This is a genomic window from Wolbachia endosymbiont of Cardiocondyla obscurior, from assembly GCF_902713635.1.
Lineage (GTDB): Bacteria > Pseudomonadota > Alphaproteobacteria > Rickettsiales > Anaplasmataceae > Wolbachia > Wolbachia pipientis.
The window spans coordinates 1-12,271 of record NZ_CACTIU010000001.1 but is presented as its reverse complement, the minus strand read 5'-3'; the positions used below and the strand labels follow the sequence as shown (position 1 = coordinate 12,271).

Annotated in this window: 17 protein-coding genes and 1 pseudogene; 14 read left to right on the top strand and 4 right to left on the bottom strand. The window is 36.7% G+C overall.

Annotated elements, in window-relative coordinates; genetic code table 11:
* Window positions 1–31 precede the first annotated feature (31 nt).
* The 14 genes from WOCAOBSORBRA_RS00085 to WOCAOBSORBRA_RS00020 all read left to right on the top strand — a co-directional run bounded on the left by WOCAOBSORBRA_RS00085 (window position 32) and on the right by WOCAOBSORBRA_RS00020 (window position 9,584).
* Window positions 32–1,036: a major capsid protein gene (locus tag WOCAOBSORBRA_RS00085; RefSeq protein WP_174515623.1), complete on the top strand. Its 1,005-nt coding sequence runs from the start codon at window positions 32–34 to the stop codon at window positions 1,034–1,036.
* A 102-nt stretch (window positions 1,037–1,138) separates the two neighbouring features.
* Window positions 1,139–1,444: a head-tail joining protein gene (locus WOCAOBSORBRA_RS00080; protein ID WP_174515622.1), complete on the top strand. Its 306-nt coding sequence runs from the start codon at window positions 1,139–1,141 to the stop codon at window positions 1,442–1,444.
* Window positions 1,445–1,954, top strand: coding sequence for a phage tail protein (locus WOCAOBSORBRA_RS00075; protein WP_174515621.1), 510 nt, complete (start codon window positions 1,445–1,447; stop codon window positions 1,952–1,954).
* Window positions 1,954–2,427 (top strand): hypothetical protein, encoded by a 474-nt coding sequence (locus tag WOCAOBSORBRA_RS00070; protein ID WP_174515620.1) that lies wholly within the window; start codon window positions 1,954–1,956, stop codon window positions 2,425–2,427. Before WOCAOBSORBRA_RS00075 ends, WOCAOBSORBRA_RS00070 begins: the two co-directional genes overlap by 1 nt.
* The gene (locus tag WOCAOBSORBRA_RS00065) at window positions 2,414–2,878 is read left to right on the top strand and encodes a phage baseplate assembly protein V (protein ID WP_174515619.1); all 465 of its coding nucleotides are present in this window, start codon (window positions 2,414–2,416) and stop codon (window positions 2,876–2,878) included. Before WOCAOBSORBRA_RS00070 ends, WOCAOBSORBRA_RS00065 begins: the two co-directional genes overlap by 14 nt.
* A gap of 2 nt (window positions 2,879–2,880) precedes the next feature.
* Window positions 2,881–3,135, top strand: a complete 255-nt coding sequence (locus tag WOCAOBSORBRA_RS00060) for a PAAR domain-containing protein (RefSeq protein WP_174515618.1) — start codon at window positions 2,881–2,883, stop codon at window positions 3,133–3,135.
* A gap of 2 nt (window positions 3,136–3,137) precedes the next feature.
* Window positions 3,138–3,473 (top strand): GPW/gp25 family protein, encoded by a 336-nt coding sequence (locus WOCAOBSORBRA_RS00055; protein WP_174515617.1) that lies wholly within the window; start codon window positions 3,138–3,140, stop codon window positions 3,471–3,473.
* 2 nt (window positions 3,474–3,475) lie between these two features.
* Window positions 3,476–4,285 (top strand): baseplate assembly protein, encoded by an 810-nt coding sequence (locus WOCAOBSORBRA_RS00050; RefSeq protein WP_174515616.1) that lies wholly within the window; start codon window positions 3,476–3,478, stop codon window positions 4,283–4,285.
* The gene (locus WOCAOBSORBRA_RS00045; RefSeq protein ID WP_174515615.1) at window positions 4,285–5,436 is read left to right on the top strand and encodes a phage tail protein; all 1,152 of its coding nucleotides are present in this window, start codon (window positions 4,285–4,287) and stop codon (window positions 5,434–5,436) included. The genes WOCAOBSORBRA_RS00050 and WOCAOBSORBRA_RS00045 overlap by 1 nt, the downstream gene beginning before the upstream one ends.
* Window positions 5,437–5,620: 184 nt before the next feature.
* Window positions 5,621–6,226, top strand: coding sequence for an ankyrin repeat domain-containing protein (locus tag WOCAOBSORBRA_RS00040; protein ID WP_174515614.1), 606 nt, complete (start codon window positions 5,621–5,623; stop codon window positions 6,224–6,226).
* Between the two features lie 176 nt (window positions 6,227–6,402).
* The gene (locus tag WOCAOBSORBRA_RS00035; RefSeq protein WP_174515613.1) at window positions 6,403–6,978 is read left to right on the top strand and encodes an ankyrin repeat domain-containing protein; all 576 of its coding nucleotides are present in this window, start codon (window positions 6,403–6,405) and stop codon (window positions 6,976–6,978) included.
* A gap of 33 nt (window positions 6,979–7,011) precedes the next feature.
* Window positions 7,012–7,440 carry a DUF2924 domain-containing protein gene (locus WOCAOBSORBRA_RS00030; RefSeq protein ID WP_174515612.1) on the top strand — a complete coding sequence of 143 codons (429 nt, stop codon included), beginning with the start codon at window positions 7,012–7,014 and terminating at the stop codon, window positions 7,438–7,440.
* Window positions 7,441–7,450: 10 nt separating this feature from the next.
* Window positions 7,451–8,980 carry a recombinase family protein gene (locus WOCAOBSORBRA_RS00025; protein ID WP_174515611.1) on the top strand — a complete coding sequence of 510 codons (1,530 nt, stop codon included), beginning with the start codon at window positions 7,451–7,453 and terminating at the stop codon, window positions 8,978–8,980.
* A gap of 28 nt (window positions 8,981–9,008) precedes the next feature.
* A complete protein-coding gene (locus tag WOCAOBSORBRA_RS00020; protein WP_174515610.1) occupies window positions 9,009–9,584 on the top strand; it encodes a hypothetical protein in 576 nt (191 codons plus the stop codon).
* Between the two features lie 168 nt (window positions 9,585–9,752).
* Here the strand turns inward: WOCAOBSORBRA_RS00020 and WOCAOBSORBRA_RS00015 are convergent, their stop codons facing one another.
* The 4 genes and pseudogenes from WOCAOBSORBRA_RS00015 to WOCAOBSORBRA_RS06550 all read right to left on the bottom strand — a co-directional run bounded on the left by WOCAOBSORBRA_RS00015 (window position 9,753) and on the right by WOCAOBSORBRA_RS06550 (window position 11,852).
* On the bottom strand, window positions 9,753–10,778 hold the full coding sequence (locus WOCAOBSORBRA_RS00015; protein ID WP_174515609.1) for a hypothetical protein: 1,026 nt from the start codon (window positions 10,776–10,778) through the stop codon (window positions 9,753–9,755).
* A gap of 71 nt (window positions 10,779–10,849) precedes the next feature.
* Window positions 10,850–11,458: a TomO hydrophobic C-terminal domain-containing protein gene (locus WOCAOBSORBRA_RS00010; RefSeq protein ID WP_246165583.1), complete on the bottom strand. Its 609-nt coding sequence runs from the start codon at window positions 11,456–11,458 to the stop codon at window positions 10,850–10,852.
* A gap of 90 nt (window positions 11,459–11,548) precedes the next feature.
* A pseudogene (locus WOCAOBSORBRA_RS06555) lies at window positions 11,549–11,650 on the bottom strand (hypothetical protein); the annotation flags it as partial.
* Window positions 11,640–11,852 carry a hypothetical protein gene (locus tag WOCAOBSORBRA_RS06550; protein WP_174515608.1) on the bottom strand — a complete coding sequence of 71 codons (213 nt, stop codon included), beginning with the start codon at window positions 11,850–11,852 and terminating at the stop codon, window positions 11,640–11,642. The pseudogene WOCAOBSORBRA_RS06555 and the gene WOCAOBSORBRA_RS06550, both read right to left, overlap by 11 nt.
* Between the last annotated feature and the right edge of the window lie 419 nt (window positions 11,853–12,271).

Below are 12,271 nucleotides of genomic sequence, written 5' to 3'. Positions count from 1 at the left end.
TTAAATTAATAGGAAAAAAGGGAGAAAAAAAATGCAAAATCCATTTACAAATCCGGCATTTAGTATGACAGCATTAACAAATGCAATGAACATATTGCCGATAAATTATGGTCGAGTTGAAAATTTAAATTTATTTCCAAGTAGATCAGTAAGATTTCGACATATTACGATAGAAGAACATAACGGAGTTTTAAGCTTATTACCCACGCAAGTACCAGGAGCACCAGCAACAGTAGGAAAACGAGGAAAAAGGAAAATAAGAACTTTTACCATTCCGCATATTCCCCATGATGATGTAGTGTTGCCTGAGGAAGTGCAAGGAATAAGGGCATTTGGGTCAGAGAATGAACTTAAGGCGCTGGCAGATGTAATAACGGATCATTTGCAGATGATGAGAAACAAACACGCGATAACGTTAGAGCATTTGCGGATGGGAGCATTGAAAGGGATTATTCTGGACGCAGATGGCAGTGAATTGTTAAATCTGTATAACGAATTTGAAATTACACCGAAAGTAGTAAATTTTGCACTGGGAACAGCAACCACTGATGTAAAGCGTAAGTGTCTGGAAGTATTGCGTCATGTTGAGGACAACTTAAGTGGTGAATACATGACTGGGATTCATGCGCTGGTAAGTCCTGAGTTTTTTGATGCTTTAACTTCTCATACCAAAGTAAAAGAAGCATATGAGAGATGGCAAGAAGGAGCAGCGCTAAGGAACGATATGAGATCAGGATTTACGTTCTGTGGAATAACATTTGAGGAGTATAGAGGACAAGCAACTGACCCTGAAGGTAATGTGAGAAGATTTATAGAAAAAGACACGGGCCACTGTTTTCCACTTGGTACAGCAAGCACATTTACGACATACTTTGCACCAGCAGACTTTAATGAGACGGTAAATACACTAGGGCAACCGTTATATGCAAAACAAGAGCCAAGAAGATTTGATAGAGGGACCGATTTACATACGCAGTCAAATTCTTTACCAATGTGCCATCGTCCAGAAACATTAATCAAAGTCGTTGCAGCATAACAATACTGGTAGAGCAACTATAAAAGTGGTGAGGCATGAGACTGCTCTACCAGTATGCCCCTTCTTAGCGTGCATGTAGAGATTAGTGCATAAAGGTAAAATATGCAAGGAAAAATAGAAAGATTATTTGCAGATTGTTTTACACATCTAGGGCAGCAAGCGTTGTATGAATCAAAGGATAAGTCATACATGGTTCAGGTGCTGAAACAACAACCAGATAAATTATATGGAATTGGTGAAGGACAATTTGTCGGGGAGATGGTTTTTCTTGAGGTGAGTATATTCGATGTATTGCAGCCAGTAGTAGGAGATATCTTTATTATTGATAAGCGTAAGTACAAAATATATTCACCACCACTTAGGGATAATTCGGGAATGGTATGGAAAATACAAGCAGTGGGGGTATAGATGCGTATTAACATCGAAGTCACCGGTAGCATAGAAAAAGTTATGCAAAGTATAGATGCTGAAAGGAAAAAAGTGGAAAAAGCGACGGTGAGGGCATTAAACAAAACAGCGCTATGGGTAAGATCGCAAACTGTCAAACAAGTTAGCGAAGAAAAACAAATACCAAAAAAAGCAATGAGAAAAAAGTTAAGTGTGGATAAAGCAAATAGAAAGCGTTTATGGTCGATAGTAAAGCTCAGTTCGCAGTGGATAGGAGTAGCAAAACTTGGGAGTATAAAACAGACAAAGATAGGAGCAAAAGTAGGAAGCCGTACATATGAAGGAGCATTTATAGCAACAATGAAAAATGGTCATATAGGAATATTCAAAAGAAGGTATACCACGTCTTTGCCAATAGATGAAATTAAAATAAACACGCAAGCTCGGGAAACAATGAAAGAGTTAGTTGATAATGAAGTAGAAAGAGTATTTGAGAAGTATTTTGATCAGCAAATGAGTTATATGAAATAATGTTCTGGGGAAATTTACATCAGGCAATCTGTAATAAGCTCAGGGAAGAGATACCAGCAATACAGACATGTGAAGTGTATAGAACGGTACGTCGGGAAATAATAGCGCCAGCAGTGTTTGTAGAGCTTGCAAGTTTAGAACCAGGGAAAGATCCGGGAACAGAGGAATTAGCACTAAGAGCAAGATTTGAGGCAAGAGTGATAGTTGATGGAACAGTCGAGGATTCCTCGGTGGTTGTAAGGTCACTGGCAGCGGAAATTACAAGGGTAGTGAATAAGAATACTTGGGACGTGGAAAATGTTTCAGCAGGTGAATTTATATCAGCAGGAGGGGATGATTTTAGGCCAGAATTAGATGCATATCTAGTGTGGATGGTTGAATGGGTGCATGAAATCCATGTAGGCAAGTCAATATTTTCAGGCGGAGTTACGCCACATGTTATCGAAATAGGTAAAGCACATGTTAGACCATAATTTTGCGATTGCAGAGCTAAATAGGAAGTTAGCGAATATTATCCGTATTGGGCTTATTAAAGAAGTAGATTATGAAAAGGCAAGAGTAAGGGTAAAGGTAGGGGAATTTTTAACGGATTGGCTTCCGTGGATAACGGCAAGAGCAGGAGAAGATAGAAGTTGGTTTGCGCCGAATATTGATGAGCAAGTAGTAATATTTTCGCCATTAGGTGAACTATCGTTAGGAGTTATTTTGGCTGGAATATGGCAACAAAAATACCCTGCTCCGGAAAGCAAAAAAGAGGTAGATTGTTTTTTATTTGAAGACGGAACAAAAATATCATATGACAAGAAAAACCATCATTTGGAAGTATCTGTAGTTGATAAGATTACTTTTAGGGTTGGAGAATCAAGTGTGAAGATTACCAAGAGAGGCATAAAACTCAAAGCAAAGAGAATCGACCTTAATTAAGTATGGCTAAAGCTGTGGTTTGTATAGGGGATTATTGTAGTGGAATACCGGCACATGTTTGTATGAGTGGTAGTAACGACGTTTTTGTAAACGGTAGATCTGTGTGTCGAAAAGGAGATATCTTAACTCTAGGGGAGAAACTAACTCAGGGATCAAACAGCGTATTTGTTAATGATATTGGCATAACAAGAACCGGTGACTTGGCATCGTGTGGTTTTCATGTAATGAGTATTAGCAAAAATGTATTTGCGAGCTAAAAATGCGTGGGATGAGCAATAAAACGGGAAAAGAGCTTGAAGGAATAGAACATTTAAAGCAATCAATTATTGATATATTAACCACGCCGATAGGCAGCAGAATAATGAGGAGGGAGTATGGCTCAAGGTTATTTGAGTTAATTGATCGGCCAATAAATAGAGATTTTTCGTTAGGAATTTATGCAGCAACAGCGGAAGCACTGGGAAAATGGGAAAAGAGATTTAAGTTAGAAAAAGTAAAAATCACAGAAGTAAAAGAAGGGAGAGTAACATTGGATTTAGAAGGTGTCTATCTTTCAGAAGGTAAGTTCATAAATATTAATGGAGTAGTTGTTTAAAAATGCAGCAGCCAGAGATAATTGAAAAACTGAGCTACGAAGAAATATTCTCGAGAATGAAGGAAGAGTTAGTTCTTCGTGACCCAAGCTTTACTGCTCTTATTGAAAGCGATCCAGCAACAAAAATTATGGAAATAGCGGCCTGGAGAGAGCTTTTGCTAAGAAAGAGGGTTAATGAAGCAGCAAAAGCAAATCTGCTCCGTTTTGCAACAGGAATAGACCTTGATCACCTAGCTGAATTTTATGGCGTTGAGCGAAAAGGTGAAGAAGATGATGAACGATTTAGAAAAAGAATCAAGGCAAAAATAGAGGGCTGGAGCACAGGAGGTAGCAAGGAGCACTACCGCTTTCATGCGCTTTCAGCAGATAGCAGAGTTAAGGATGCGCTGGTTGAATCAAAAGTGCCAGGGAGTGTAGAGATCTCGATTTTATCCACGGAGTTATCCACAAATGGCATAGCATCTGAAGAACTACTGGATATTGTAGGAAAGCAAGTCACCAGGGATGATATAAGGGTATTAACAGATACGATAACAGTAGTTGGTTGCAATATTATTGAAATAAATATCCACAGCAGAATTAGTATTAAAAGACCAGATATTGTTGAAACAGTGAAGAAGAGATTTATAGAAAAATTTGAAACAACGAAAAGATTGGGATGGAGTGTAACAAGGGCGTGGATTATAGCAAATCTATTTATAGAAGGAGTGGAAAACGTGGAATTAATAGAGCCAAAGGAGGATGTTGTGGTACTGGGAAATGAGTGCGTTTGTTTAGGCAAGCTAGAAATCGAATTAATGGGCAAAAGCTAATGTTACTTCCACCTAATAGCACAAAAGAAGAAAGAGCCATAGTAGAGGCTATCGATTACAAAGTTGATCCAAGCAGGATAAAAGGATTTAAGTTTAATTCTAAAGATGAAATACTACCGTGGATAATAGAAGAATATGGATTGGGGGAAATTCTGCGTTGGGTAACAGACAAAAGAAAGGCGATAAAAGAAGGGATAAAATTTCAAAGACTGCGTGGCACACCAGAATCACTTAAAATAGCATTAAAATGGGCAAATATAGAAGATATTACGATCATTGAAGAGCCACCCGGTAAACACTTTTTTGAGTTGCAGGTAGGGATAAGAGATGTACCGTTCGTGGATGCAGTAGTAGAACTAGCAAAACTATCATTGCCAGCAAGATCGAGGCTAATGAGGCTTTTCAATGACCACTATAATATTGGAAGATTTATTTTAGATGAAAGCTTTTTTGGCAGCTTATTATCAGACTACTCTGGTACAAAGATCGAAAAAGATGGACCAGTGTTATCATTTGGGAGAGTAAATTTTTTCAGGTCTAGTGGTCCAGTTATTAGGATTGTAGAAAGCTATCTACGCGATCATTATGAACGAGCTTTAAGCAATGACATATATCGCTTGGATGTAGCAATACTTGGAGAAACAGAGCCTCATACTAAGAACTATAACGGTATTTATGAAAGAAATCATGTGTGGTATAACTTCAAAGCGCTATATCCGCTACCACAGAGCTTACTACCGGCAATTAAGTTTGCTAAAGCGCAGATAGTATTATCAGATAGCTGGAACTTAGGAGAAATAAACGCATGTTTTCCGGTTACTAGTATAGAAGAGGAAGGGGATAAATTTTTATTGGGAAGTAGCAAACTATCTGAACAACTGTGGAATTTAAAATATAAACCAGTTTTAGAAAGGTTTAGCGTTACTCACCACTACAAGGTAGAAGATTTTACCGACCAAAAAGTTATAAGATTTGGTGTGGCAGAGCACAATGTTCATTTTGAAAGCGATTTAAATTCAGAGCAAAAGGATTCAATACATGAACCGGAAAATTACATTTTAGTGTTTTACCCAGGTGTACTAACATGGCACGAACATCGACATTTGAACAGGTCTTGGAAAGAGACGCAAGTAATATGTTTAATGCGTTAAGCATATATATTTATATCTTCATATACTATATTAGTATTTAGTTAAAAAAGGTGTACTACGCGAAAAAAGACTTGCCTTTTTATACTAAAACACGCATAACTTAAATAGTAGCAAGTAAACAAAAAAAATTGGTCTTGCACTGAAGTGAGCCAAATTGGCGTATGTTTTTATAGTGAGGTACATCATGTGGATTAGTCAAGAAGAAAGGGATGATTTTAATGAATTATTTCAAGAGTTGCTTGCAGGCAAATTGTCTAAAAAGCATATAAATAGAAAAAATGAAAACGGTGAAACAATGTTGCACCGAGCAGCAAAAATGTCGACGAAAAAAAAAGTAAACTGGCTGATATGGGAAGGAGCAGATGTAGATGCAAGAGATAACGAAGGTTATACACCACTGCACTCAGCAGCGCTTGGAATGCGTCTGGAAAACGTAAAAGAATTAATAGAAGCCAGAGCAGAGATAAACGCAACCGAAGAAGATGGAAATACGGCACTACATCTAGCGTGTATGGTAGGTGGAAAAAAGATAGTAGAAGAGTTAATAAAAGCAGGGGCAGAAATAAACCGGGTAAGTATATCAGGATTTAGCCCAATGTATTACGCAAGTGATGAAGAGATAAGCGAGGTGTTAAAGAAAAATGGAGGAAAAATAGTGAATAAACAGAGGGAGTTAATGGAAAAAATAAGTAAGGTATCGGAAAAGCAGGTGGTAAATGGTGGAAAGAAGCTAAATGATAGAGAAAAGCTGACAACAGCAGGAGGTAGATTTAATAGATTAAGTATATAGATTTATATCTTAATATAATATGTGGAAAAAATTTGTATATTTTGTAAAAAAAACTTGCTTTTTATGCTAAAACAACCCTAAGTGAAAAAGTAGCTGGTAAACAAACAAAGTTTGCTAAGCACTAAAGTGAGCCAAATTGGAGCCACTTTATATTACATTAATAGCTGAGGAACGTTATGGTAAAATTTAGTAAAAAAGAAAGAGAAGAATTTAGTAAGTCATGGAACGAGGTATTAGGTAACCCAATAGAAAATATTAATAAAAAAGACACAAAAGGAAGGACGATATTGCATTATGCAGTAGGGATGCCAGATCCAAAAAAAGTGAAATTATTAATCAAAAAGGGAGCAGATGTAAATGTGGCAGATGCAGGACAATACAGACCACTGCACTTAGCAGTCATGGGACAACGTCTAGAAAATATAAAAGAGCTGATAAAGGCAGGAGTGGAGGTAAACGCAGTGGAACGAAGTAGCAAATTTGCCGCGTTACACCTTGCATGCATGGTCAGTGAGGTAAAAATAGTAGAAGAACTAGTAAAAGCGGGAGCAAATGTAGAGCAAAAGGATAAATATGGCAAAACCCCAATGGATTATGCGAGAAATAATAAAGAGATAAAAGAAGTGTTAGAGAACGTAAAAATGGCAAATAAACAGAGGGAGTTTATAGAAAGAATAAGGGTTGTATCGGAAAGTACGACAGCAGGTGTGATAGCGGCAAAGGAAGAGCTTGTGGATGAGAAAGTGCTATAGCGTTTTTAAAAATTCAGAAGATAGGAGAGAGGTATGGAAGAAATAGAAAAGAAAGTATTGAATTTAGAGAAAAAAGTGTTGGAAGAGCTGAGAAAAATATGGAGGAAGGTCTTTGGGGAAGAAGCGCCTAGAAACTCAAAGAAATATTTGATACCAAGATTGGCGTATAGGTTGCAGGAGAAAGCGTATGGAGAAATATCAAGAAAAGGGGCAAAAAGACTAGAATACCTGGCAGATCGGCTAGAACAGGGAAAAAGGATAAGTAGCGATAAACTGCCAGTAGAGGGAACAGAGTTAATATTAGAGAGAGGAGAAGAAGTCCACGTTGTAATGGTAACAAATACAGGTTTGATCTACCGAGAAGAGTTTTATACGTCATTATCAGCGGTAGCCGGAAAAATAATGGGAATGAGCTACAACGGTCCTTTATTATTTGGGATGCGTGATAAAAAGGTAAGTTGAGGGGGAGAAAATGCTAAAAGAGGTAAGGTGTGCGATATATACGAGAAAATCAAATGAGGATGGACTAGAACAAAAGTTTAATAGCTTGGACGCACAAAGGGTAGCATGTGAAAAATACATAAAAAGCCGAGAAGGGTGGGTAGCATTAGCCAAAAGGTATGATGATGGAGGCTATTCAGGAAGTAATTTAAATAGACCAGCGATAAAGGAATTGTTTGAAGATGTAAAAGCCGGAGAAGTGGACTGTGTGGTAGTGTATACGCTAGATAGGTTATCAAGAGAAACAAAGGACTGCATAGAAGTAACGTCATTTTTTAGAAGGCACCGGATAAGTTTTGTAGCAGTGACGCAAATATTTGATAACAACACACCAATGGGAAAATTTGTGCAAACAGTGTTATCAGGAGCAGCACAACTAGAAAGAGAAATGATAGTAGAGAGAGTAAAAAATAAAATAGCAACATCGAAGGAAGAGGGTCTATGGATGGGAGGGAATCCACCACTTGGTTATGATGCAAAAGATAAGGAATTAATAATAAATGAAAAAGAAGCAAAAGTAATAAAGCATATATTTGAGAGGTATATGGAGCTGAAATCAATGGCAGAATTGGCAAGAGAGTTAAACAGAGAAGGATATCGAACGAAGAAGTTTGAAGCAAAATCGGGAAAAGTATATGGAGGAGAGATATTTAAGAAAGCGACGGTAAGGAGAATAATAACAAATCCTATATATATGGGAAAAACAAGACATTACGAGAAACAATATAAAGGAAAGCATGAAGCAATAATAGAGGAAGAAAAATGGCAAAAGGCACAGGAATTAATAAAGAATCAGCCATATCGAGGCAAAAAATATGAAGAGGCGCTACTAAAGGGGATGATAAGATGCAGATGCTGCAAAGTAAACATGACGCTGACATACTCAAAAAAAGAAAATAAAAGGTATCGATATTATATATGCAATAACCATTTAAGAGGAAAAGATTGTGGATCAATAAATCGAACCGTAGTAGCAGGAGAAGTGGAAAAAGAAGTAATGAAGAGAGCTGAACGCTTATATGAAAATTGGGAAAAAGGGGCAAAAAAAGAAAAATGGGAAAATTTAAGTTTCAGAGAACAGAAAGAAGCAGTGAAAAAATTAATAAAGGTAGTGTGGGTAAGAGAGGAAGGAGTAGAAGTATGTTCTGAATCAGAGGAGACATTTATAGCAATGAATTTGAAGAAGAAAGGAAACAAATGCACAGTAGTAGAACCAGAAGGAAAAACAAACAATGCGCTACTGAAAGCAGTGGTGAGAGCTCACCTATGGAAACGGCAGCTAGAAGAAGGAAAATATGCAAGTGTGAAGGAACTGAGTATCAAAATTAATATAGGTACAAGACGTATACAACAAATTTTAAGGTTAAATTATTTAGCTCCAAAGATTAAAGAAGACATAGTAAATGGAAAACAACCAAGTAATTTGCGGTTAGTTGATTTAAGGGAAATACCGATGCTGTGGAGTGAGCAGTGGGAGAAATTTTACGGAATAGCATCTTAATTTACAAAAGAAATAGGAGAAAAACATTATGAGAACACCGAAAAAAATATGGAAAGATATTGCTGAAAAGCTTAGAAATAAAAAAGGTACCACTACCGCAAAAGGAGCTGATATGGAGATGCCGGCAGATGTTGAGGAAGTTAAAGTTGAAATAAAAAAGCAAACCAATACAGTTGATAAAGCTACAGAAACTGACACTAAATTATATAATATAAATAGTGAAGATCTTCAACCTATATGTGAAAGTAGCGAAAAAGCGCAAATAGAAACTACTGTAGAGCCAACCTCCGAACTGTGTTTTGATAGAGAAACTAATGAGCAAGAACCAAACACTCCTGACAGCCCATCTCCCACTGAACCATGTTTTGATGCTACAGACGAAAAAAACAAACCGTTAACACAACAAAGACAAGCAATCCTGGCTGGTGTTGTTGGTGCAATATTATTGGCAAGCGGTGTTGCATTGTATATCATGAAAATGCCTGTGGTAGCAGCGGTTGTGGGAATTGTTGGATTAGCTTGTGTGAGTTATGCGTTGTATAGCGTGCTAAAGCCGAATACAAGGATTGAAGAAGTTAGAAGATATAGAACAGCCAATTGTTGAGTCTTCTTTGAATCCAATATAAACCAAAAAAAATGGTCATAATCATCAAGTAAATTTTTTAAAAAAGAGAATTTCTTTAGAAAGATTCTTAAATCATTAACCTAATATTACCTCCTTTCACACTTGTGCCATCTCCGCTTAACTTGCTATGCAAAAAAGCCTGCCAGGTTAACAATATTGTGAACTGCTGTCTATTTTAATATCACCATCATCAGAATGTAAAGAGTTCAGTGACTGGCTACGCGATATCCGTACTCCACCTAACTTACTACTTGGATCAGACTGACCACTATCATTGCTGCCACTAGGACTTGAAGACCTACTACGAAACGTTGGCTGCATATTTGGATCACTAGCAGGTTGAGCACCTAACTTCTCTCGACAACTTTCTGCAAATTTTCGAGCTCCTGCACAGGGCACAATGTTTTGCGGTAGCAGCATAAATCCAGTGGTATCCTCTTCGAACAATGAATCATCTTCTGAAGACAATGAATCATCTTCTGAAAACATCGAGCTAATGCCCAAGTCTGGGCTAATCAGCTTCCGTTTTTGGTTTTGACCTTCTCGTGTAGCCTCTGTTTGCCTTTCCTGATTCTCTTTATGTAATTCTAAATATTCGTAACCACTATCATTTTTTTGAGCTTGTTCATTTTTCAAGTTTTCTAATTCTTGTTTTATATTAGTTAGCTCTAAATCTTTTGCAGATAATTGAACCTCTAATTTTTGCTTTGCCTCATCTAGCTCTTTAACTTTAGTTTCTAACCCTTCTATTTTGTTCTTATTTTCCAGAGCTGATTTAACTTTTTCACTCTCTAATTCTTTTATATTCTGAGTTAGCTTATTTTTTTCATCTCCTAATTTTTGCTTTGCCTCATCTAGCTCTTTGATTTTAGTTTCCAAGTTTTTTATTGTGTTCTCTTGCTCTTTAGCTAGTCTATTTTTTTCATTAAGTTCTATTTCTTTGACATCAAACTTTTTATTCTGACTAATTATTTTGTATGAAAGTGCAATTACTACCGCAGAAAGTACAAATAAAGTCAAAATAACGGGAAGAGCTATACCTAAAGCTGCGATTGGAGCTAAAAATGCAACATAAGGAGCTACAGTAAAAACTCCAGATGTAAGCAATATAAGAGAAGCAAGAGCACTACCTATGAGAAAAGGTGCATTAGCTTTGATAAATATATTTTTCATTGTGCTACCTCACAAACCAACCGAAAAAGTACTAGGAGAACGGGTACAATTTAAAACCTTAAAAACTATTTTTAAGCATCTGCAAGATTGATACCGTTTGTTTGATCAACTTCAACATTGCTCAATGCTGTATTTGCCTTATACGAACAGTAACATCCTACTGCAAGAAAAATCGATGCAGCTACAGCAAATGTAATACATATCGCTAAATAAGGTATTGTTAAACTTGCACCAACAGCAAATGCTCCAGATAACACAAAAGAAACAGAGGCGTAATTACCTTGCCTTTTACTATGAGTACTTGCTCCCAAGAATTTTTCGTTTTTACCATTTAGCTCTTTATTTTTGCTTTCAAGTTGTTCCTGCAGACTTTGGATTTGACTTTCCTGTTTTGCATCATCCATCTGCTTTTTTAGTTGACTCCGTTGTTCAATCAGTTTACCTGCTTTATAATTTAGTGTGCTAGCATTCTGTTCTGTTTGTTTTGGATCTTCTTCTAATTTAGTTTTTTCAACCAACTTTTGCTTTGCACTCTCCTGCTCTCGTTTTAGCTGAGCTTTTATTTCCTCAGGTTCCTTAACTTTTACATTCAAGTCTTGCTTTGGATTATCCCACTTCTGTTCTGAATCGCCATTACCGATTACAGATTGTTCAGCACTCTCAGCGTTACGTCTAAGCAAAACATCTAAATCTTTTTTTAGGGGAGAACTAATACCATCAACACTAGTAAGCTTTGGAAACTTGCCATTACGTAATGCTTCAATTAATACTCTTACACCTTGGTCACCAATTTTGTTATCATGTAAATCAAGTGAAGTAAGATTTGGAAGATAAAGGCTAGCTAAGGCCTCTACACCTTGGTCACCAAATATTGTTACAACCTAAGTCAAGTGAAGTAAGATTTGTAAGATTAACACCAGCCAAGGCCTCTACACCTTTCGTACCTATACTGCAAAACCTTAAAGAAAGCTTTTTAATGTATGGCTTACGTGATAAGAAGGTCACCGCTCCGCTCGTATCTTTTAAATAATCTAATACTAAAGTATCACCCTTGATACATGAATCAAAAGTCATTTTACCCCCCATTGCCACTATGTAACGTATAAACACTACGTAATGAATATACTGTTAGCTAAACTATAAGTCAACCACTTTTTTAAAAATATTTTCAATAAAAATGTAAGTCAATTAGCATCACAAAAAATCTAATTATTTACTTTCCCCAAAACCGCAAAAAAGTACCTACCTTTGTGAGAACAATTTAAATAAAAGCGGCGTTGTGAAAATAAAAGCATAAAATTGTTGCAACAAAGCTAAGCGAATTAGTTCATATGTAAATGTGGCAAAAGTAGGCTAACGTAGCTGGTTTTACGTTATAATAAAATCACTATAAAGAAAAGTTTACACAGAACAAGCGGTAGACCAACTGATCCCAAAAAAACTTGTTCTCACGCTTGTTATTTTAAGTTGCTGAAAGTGGTTGTATCGGTTAG

Bases quoted from the DNA above. Each gene is read 5' to 3' on its own strand.
- WOCAOBSORBRA_RS00030 (WP_174515612.1), top strand. From the start codon at position 7,012: ATGGAAGAAATAGAAAAGAAAGTATTGAATTTAGAGAAAAAAGTGTTG.
- WOCAOBSORBRA_RS00070 (WP_174515620.1), top strand. From the start codon at position 1,954: ATGTTCTGGGGAAATTTACATCAGGCAATCTGTAATAAGCTCAGGGAA.
- WOCAOBSORBRA_RS00045 (WP_174515615.1), top strand. From the start codon at position 4,285: ATGTTACTTCCACCTAATAGCACAAAAGAAGAAAGAGCCATAGTAGAG.
- WOCAOBSORBRA_RS00050 (WP_174515616.1), top strand. From the start codon at position 3,476: ATGCAGCAGCCAGAGATAATTGAAAAACTGAGCTACGAAGAAATATTC.
- WOCAOBSORBRA_RS00040 (WP_174515614.1), top strand. From the start codon at position 5,621: ATGTGGATTAGTCAAGAAGAAAGGGATGATTTTAATGAATTATTTCAA.
- WOCAOBSORBRA_RS00025 (WP_174515611.1), top strand. From the start codon at position 7,451: ATGCTAAAAGAGGTAAGGTGTGCGATATATACGAGAAAATCAAATGAG.
- WOCAOBSORBRA_RS00020 (WP_174515610.1), top strand. From the start codon at position 9,009: ATGAGAACACCGAAAAAAATATGGAAAGATATTGCTGAAAAGCTTAGA.
- WOCAOBSORBRA_RS06550 (WP_174515608.1), bottom strand. From the start codon at position 11,852: ATGACTTTTGATTCATGTATCAAGGGTGATACTTTAGTATTAGATTAT.
- WOCAOBSORBRA_RS00015 (WP_174515609.1), bottom strand. From the start codon at position 10,778: ATGAAAAATATATTTATCAAAGCTAATGCACCTTTTCTCATAGGTAGT.
- WOCAOBSORBRA_RS00055 (WP_174515617.1), top strand. From the start codon at position 3,138: ATGCGTGGGATGAGCAATAAAACGGGAAAAGAGCTTGAAGGAATAGAA.
- WOCAOBSORBRA_RS00085 (WP_174515623.1), top strand. From the start codon at position 32: ATGCAAAATCCATTTACAAATCCGGCATTTAGTATGACAGCATTAACA.
- WOCAOBSORBRA_RS00075 (WP_174515621.1), top strand. From the start codon at position 1,445: ATGCGTATTAACATCGAAGTCACCGGTAGCATAGAAAAAGTTATGCAA.
- WOCAOBSORBRA_RS00065 (WP_174515619.1), top strand. From the start codon at position 2,414: ATGTTAGACCATAATTTTGCGATTGCAGAGCTAAATAGGAAGTTAGCG.
- WOCAOBSORBRA_RS00060 (WP_174515618.1), top strand. From the start codon at position 2,881: ATGGCTAAAGCTGTGGTTTGTATAGGGGATTATTGTAGTGGAATACCG.
- WOCAOBSORBRA_RS00080 (WP_174515622.1), top strand. From the start codon at position 1,139: ATGCAAGGAAAAATAGAAAGATTATTTGCAGATTGTTTTACACATCTA.
- WOCAOBSORBRA_RS00035 (WP_174515613.1), top strand. From the start codon at position 6,403: ATGGTAAAATTTAGTAAAAAAGAAAGAGAAGAATTTAGTAAGTCATGG.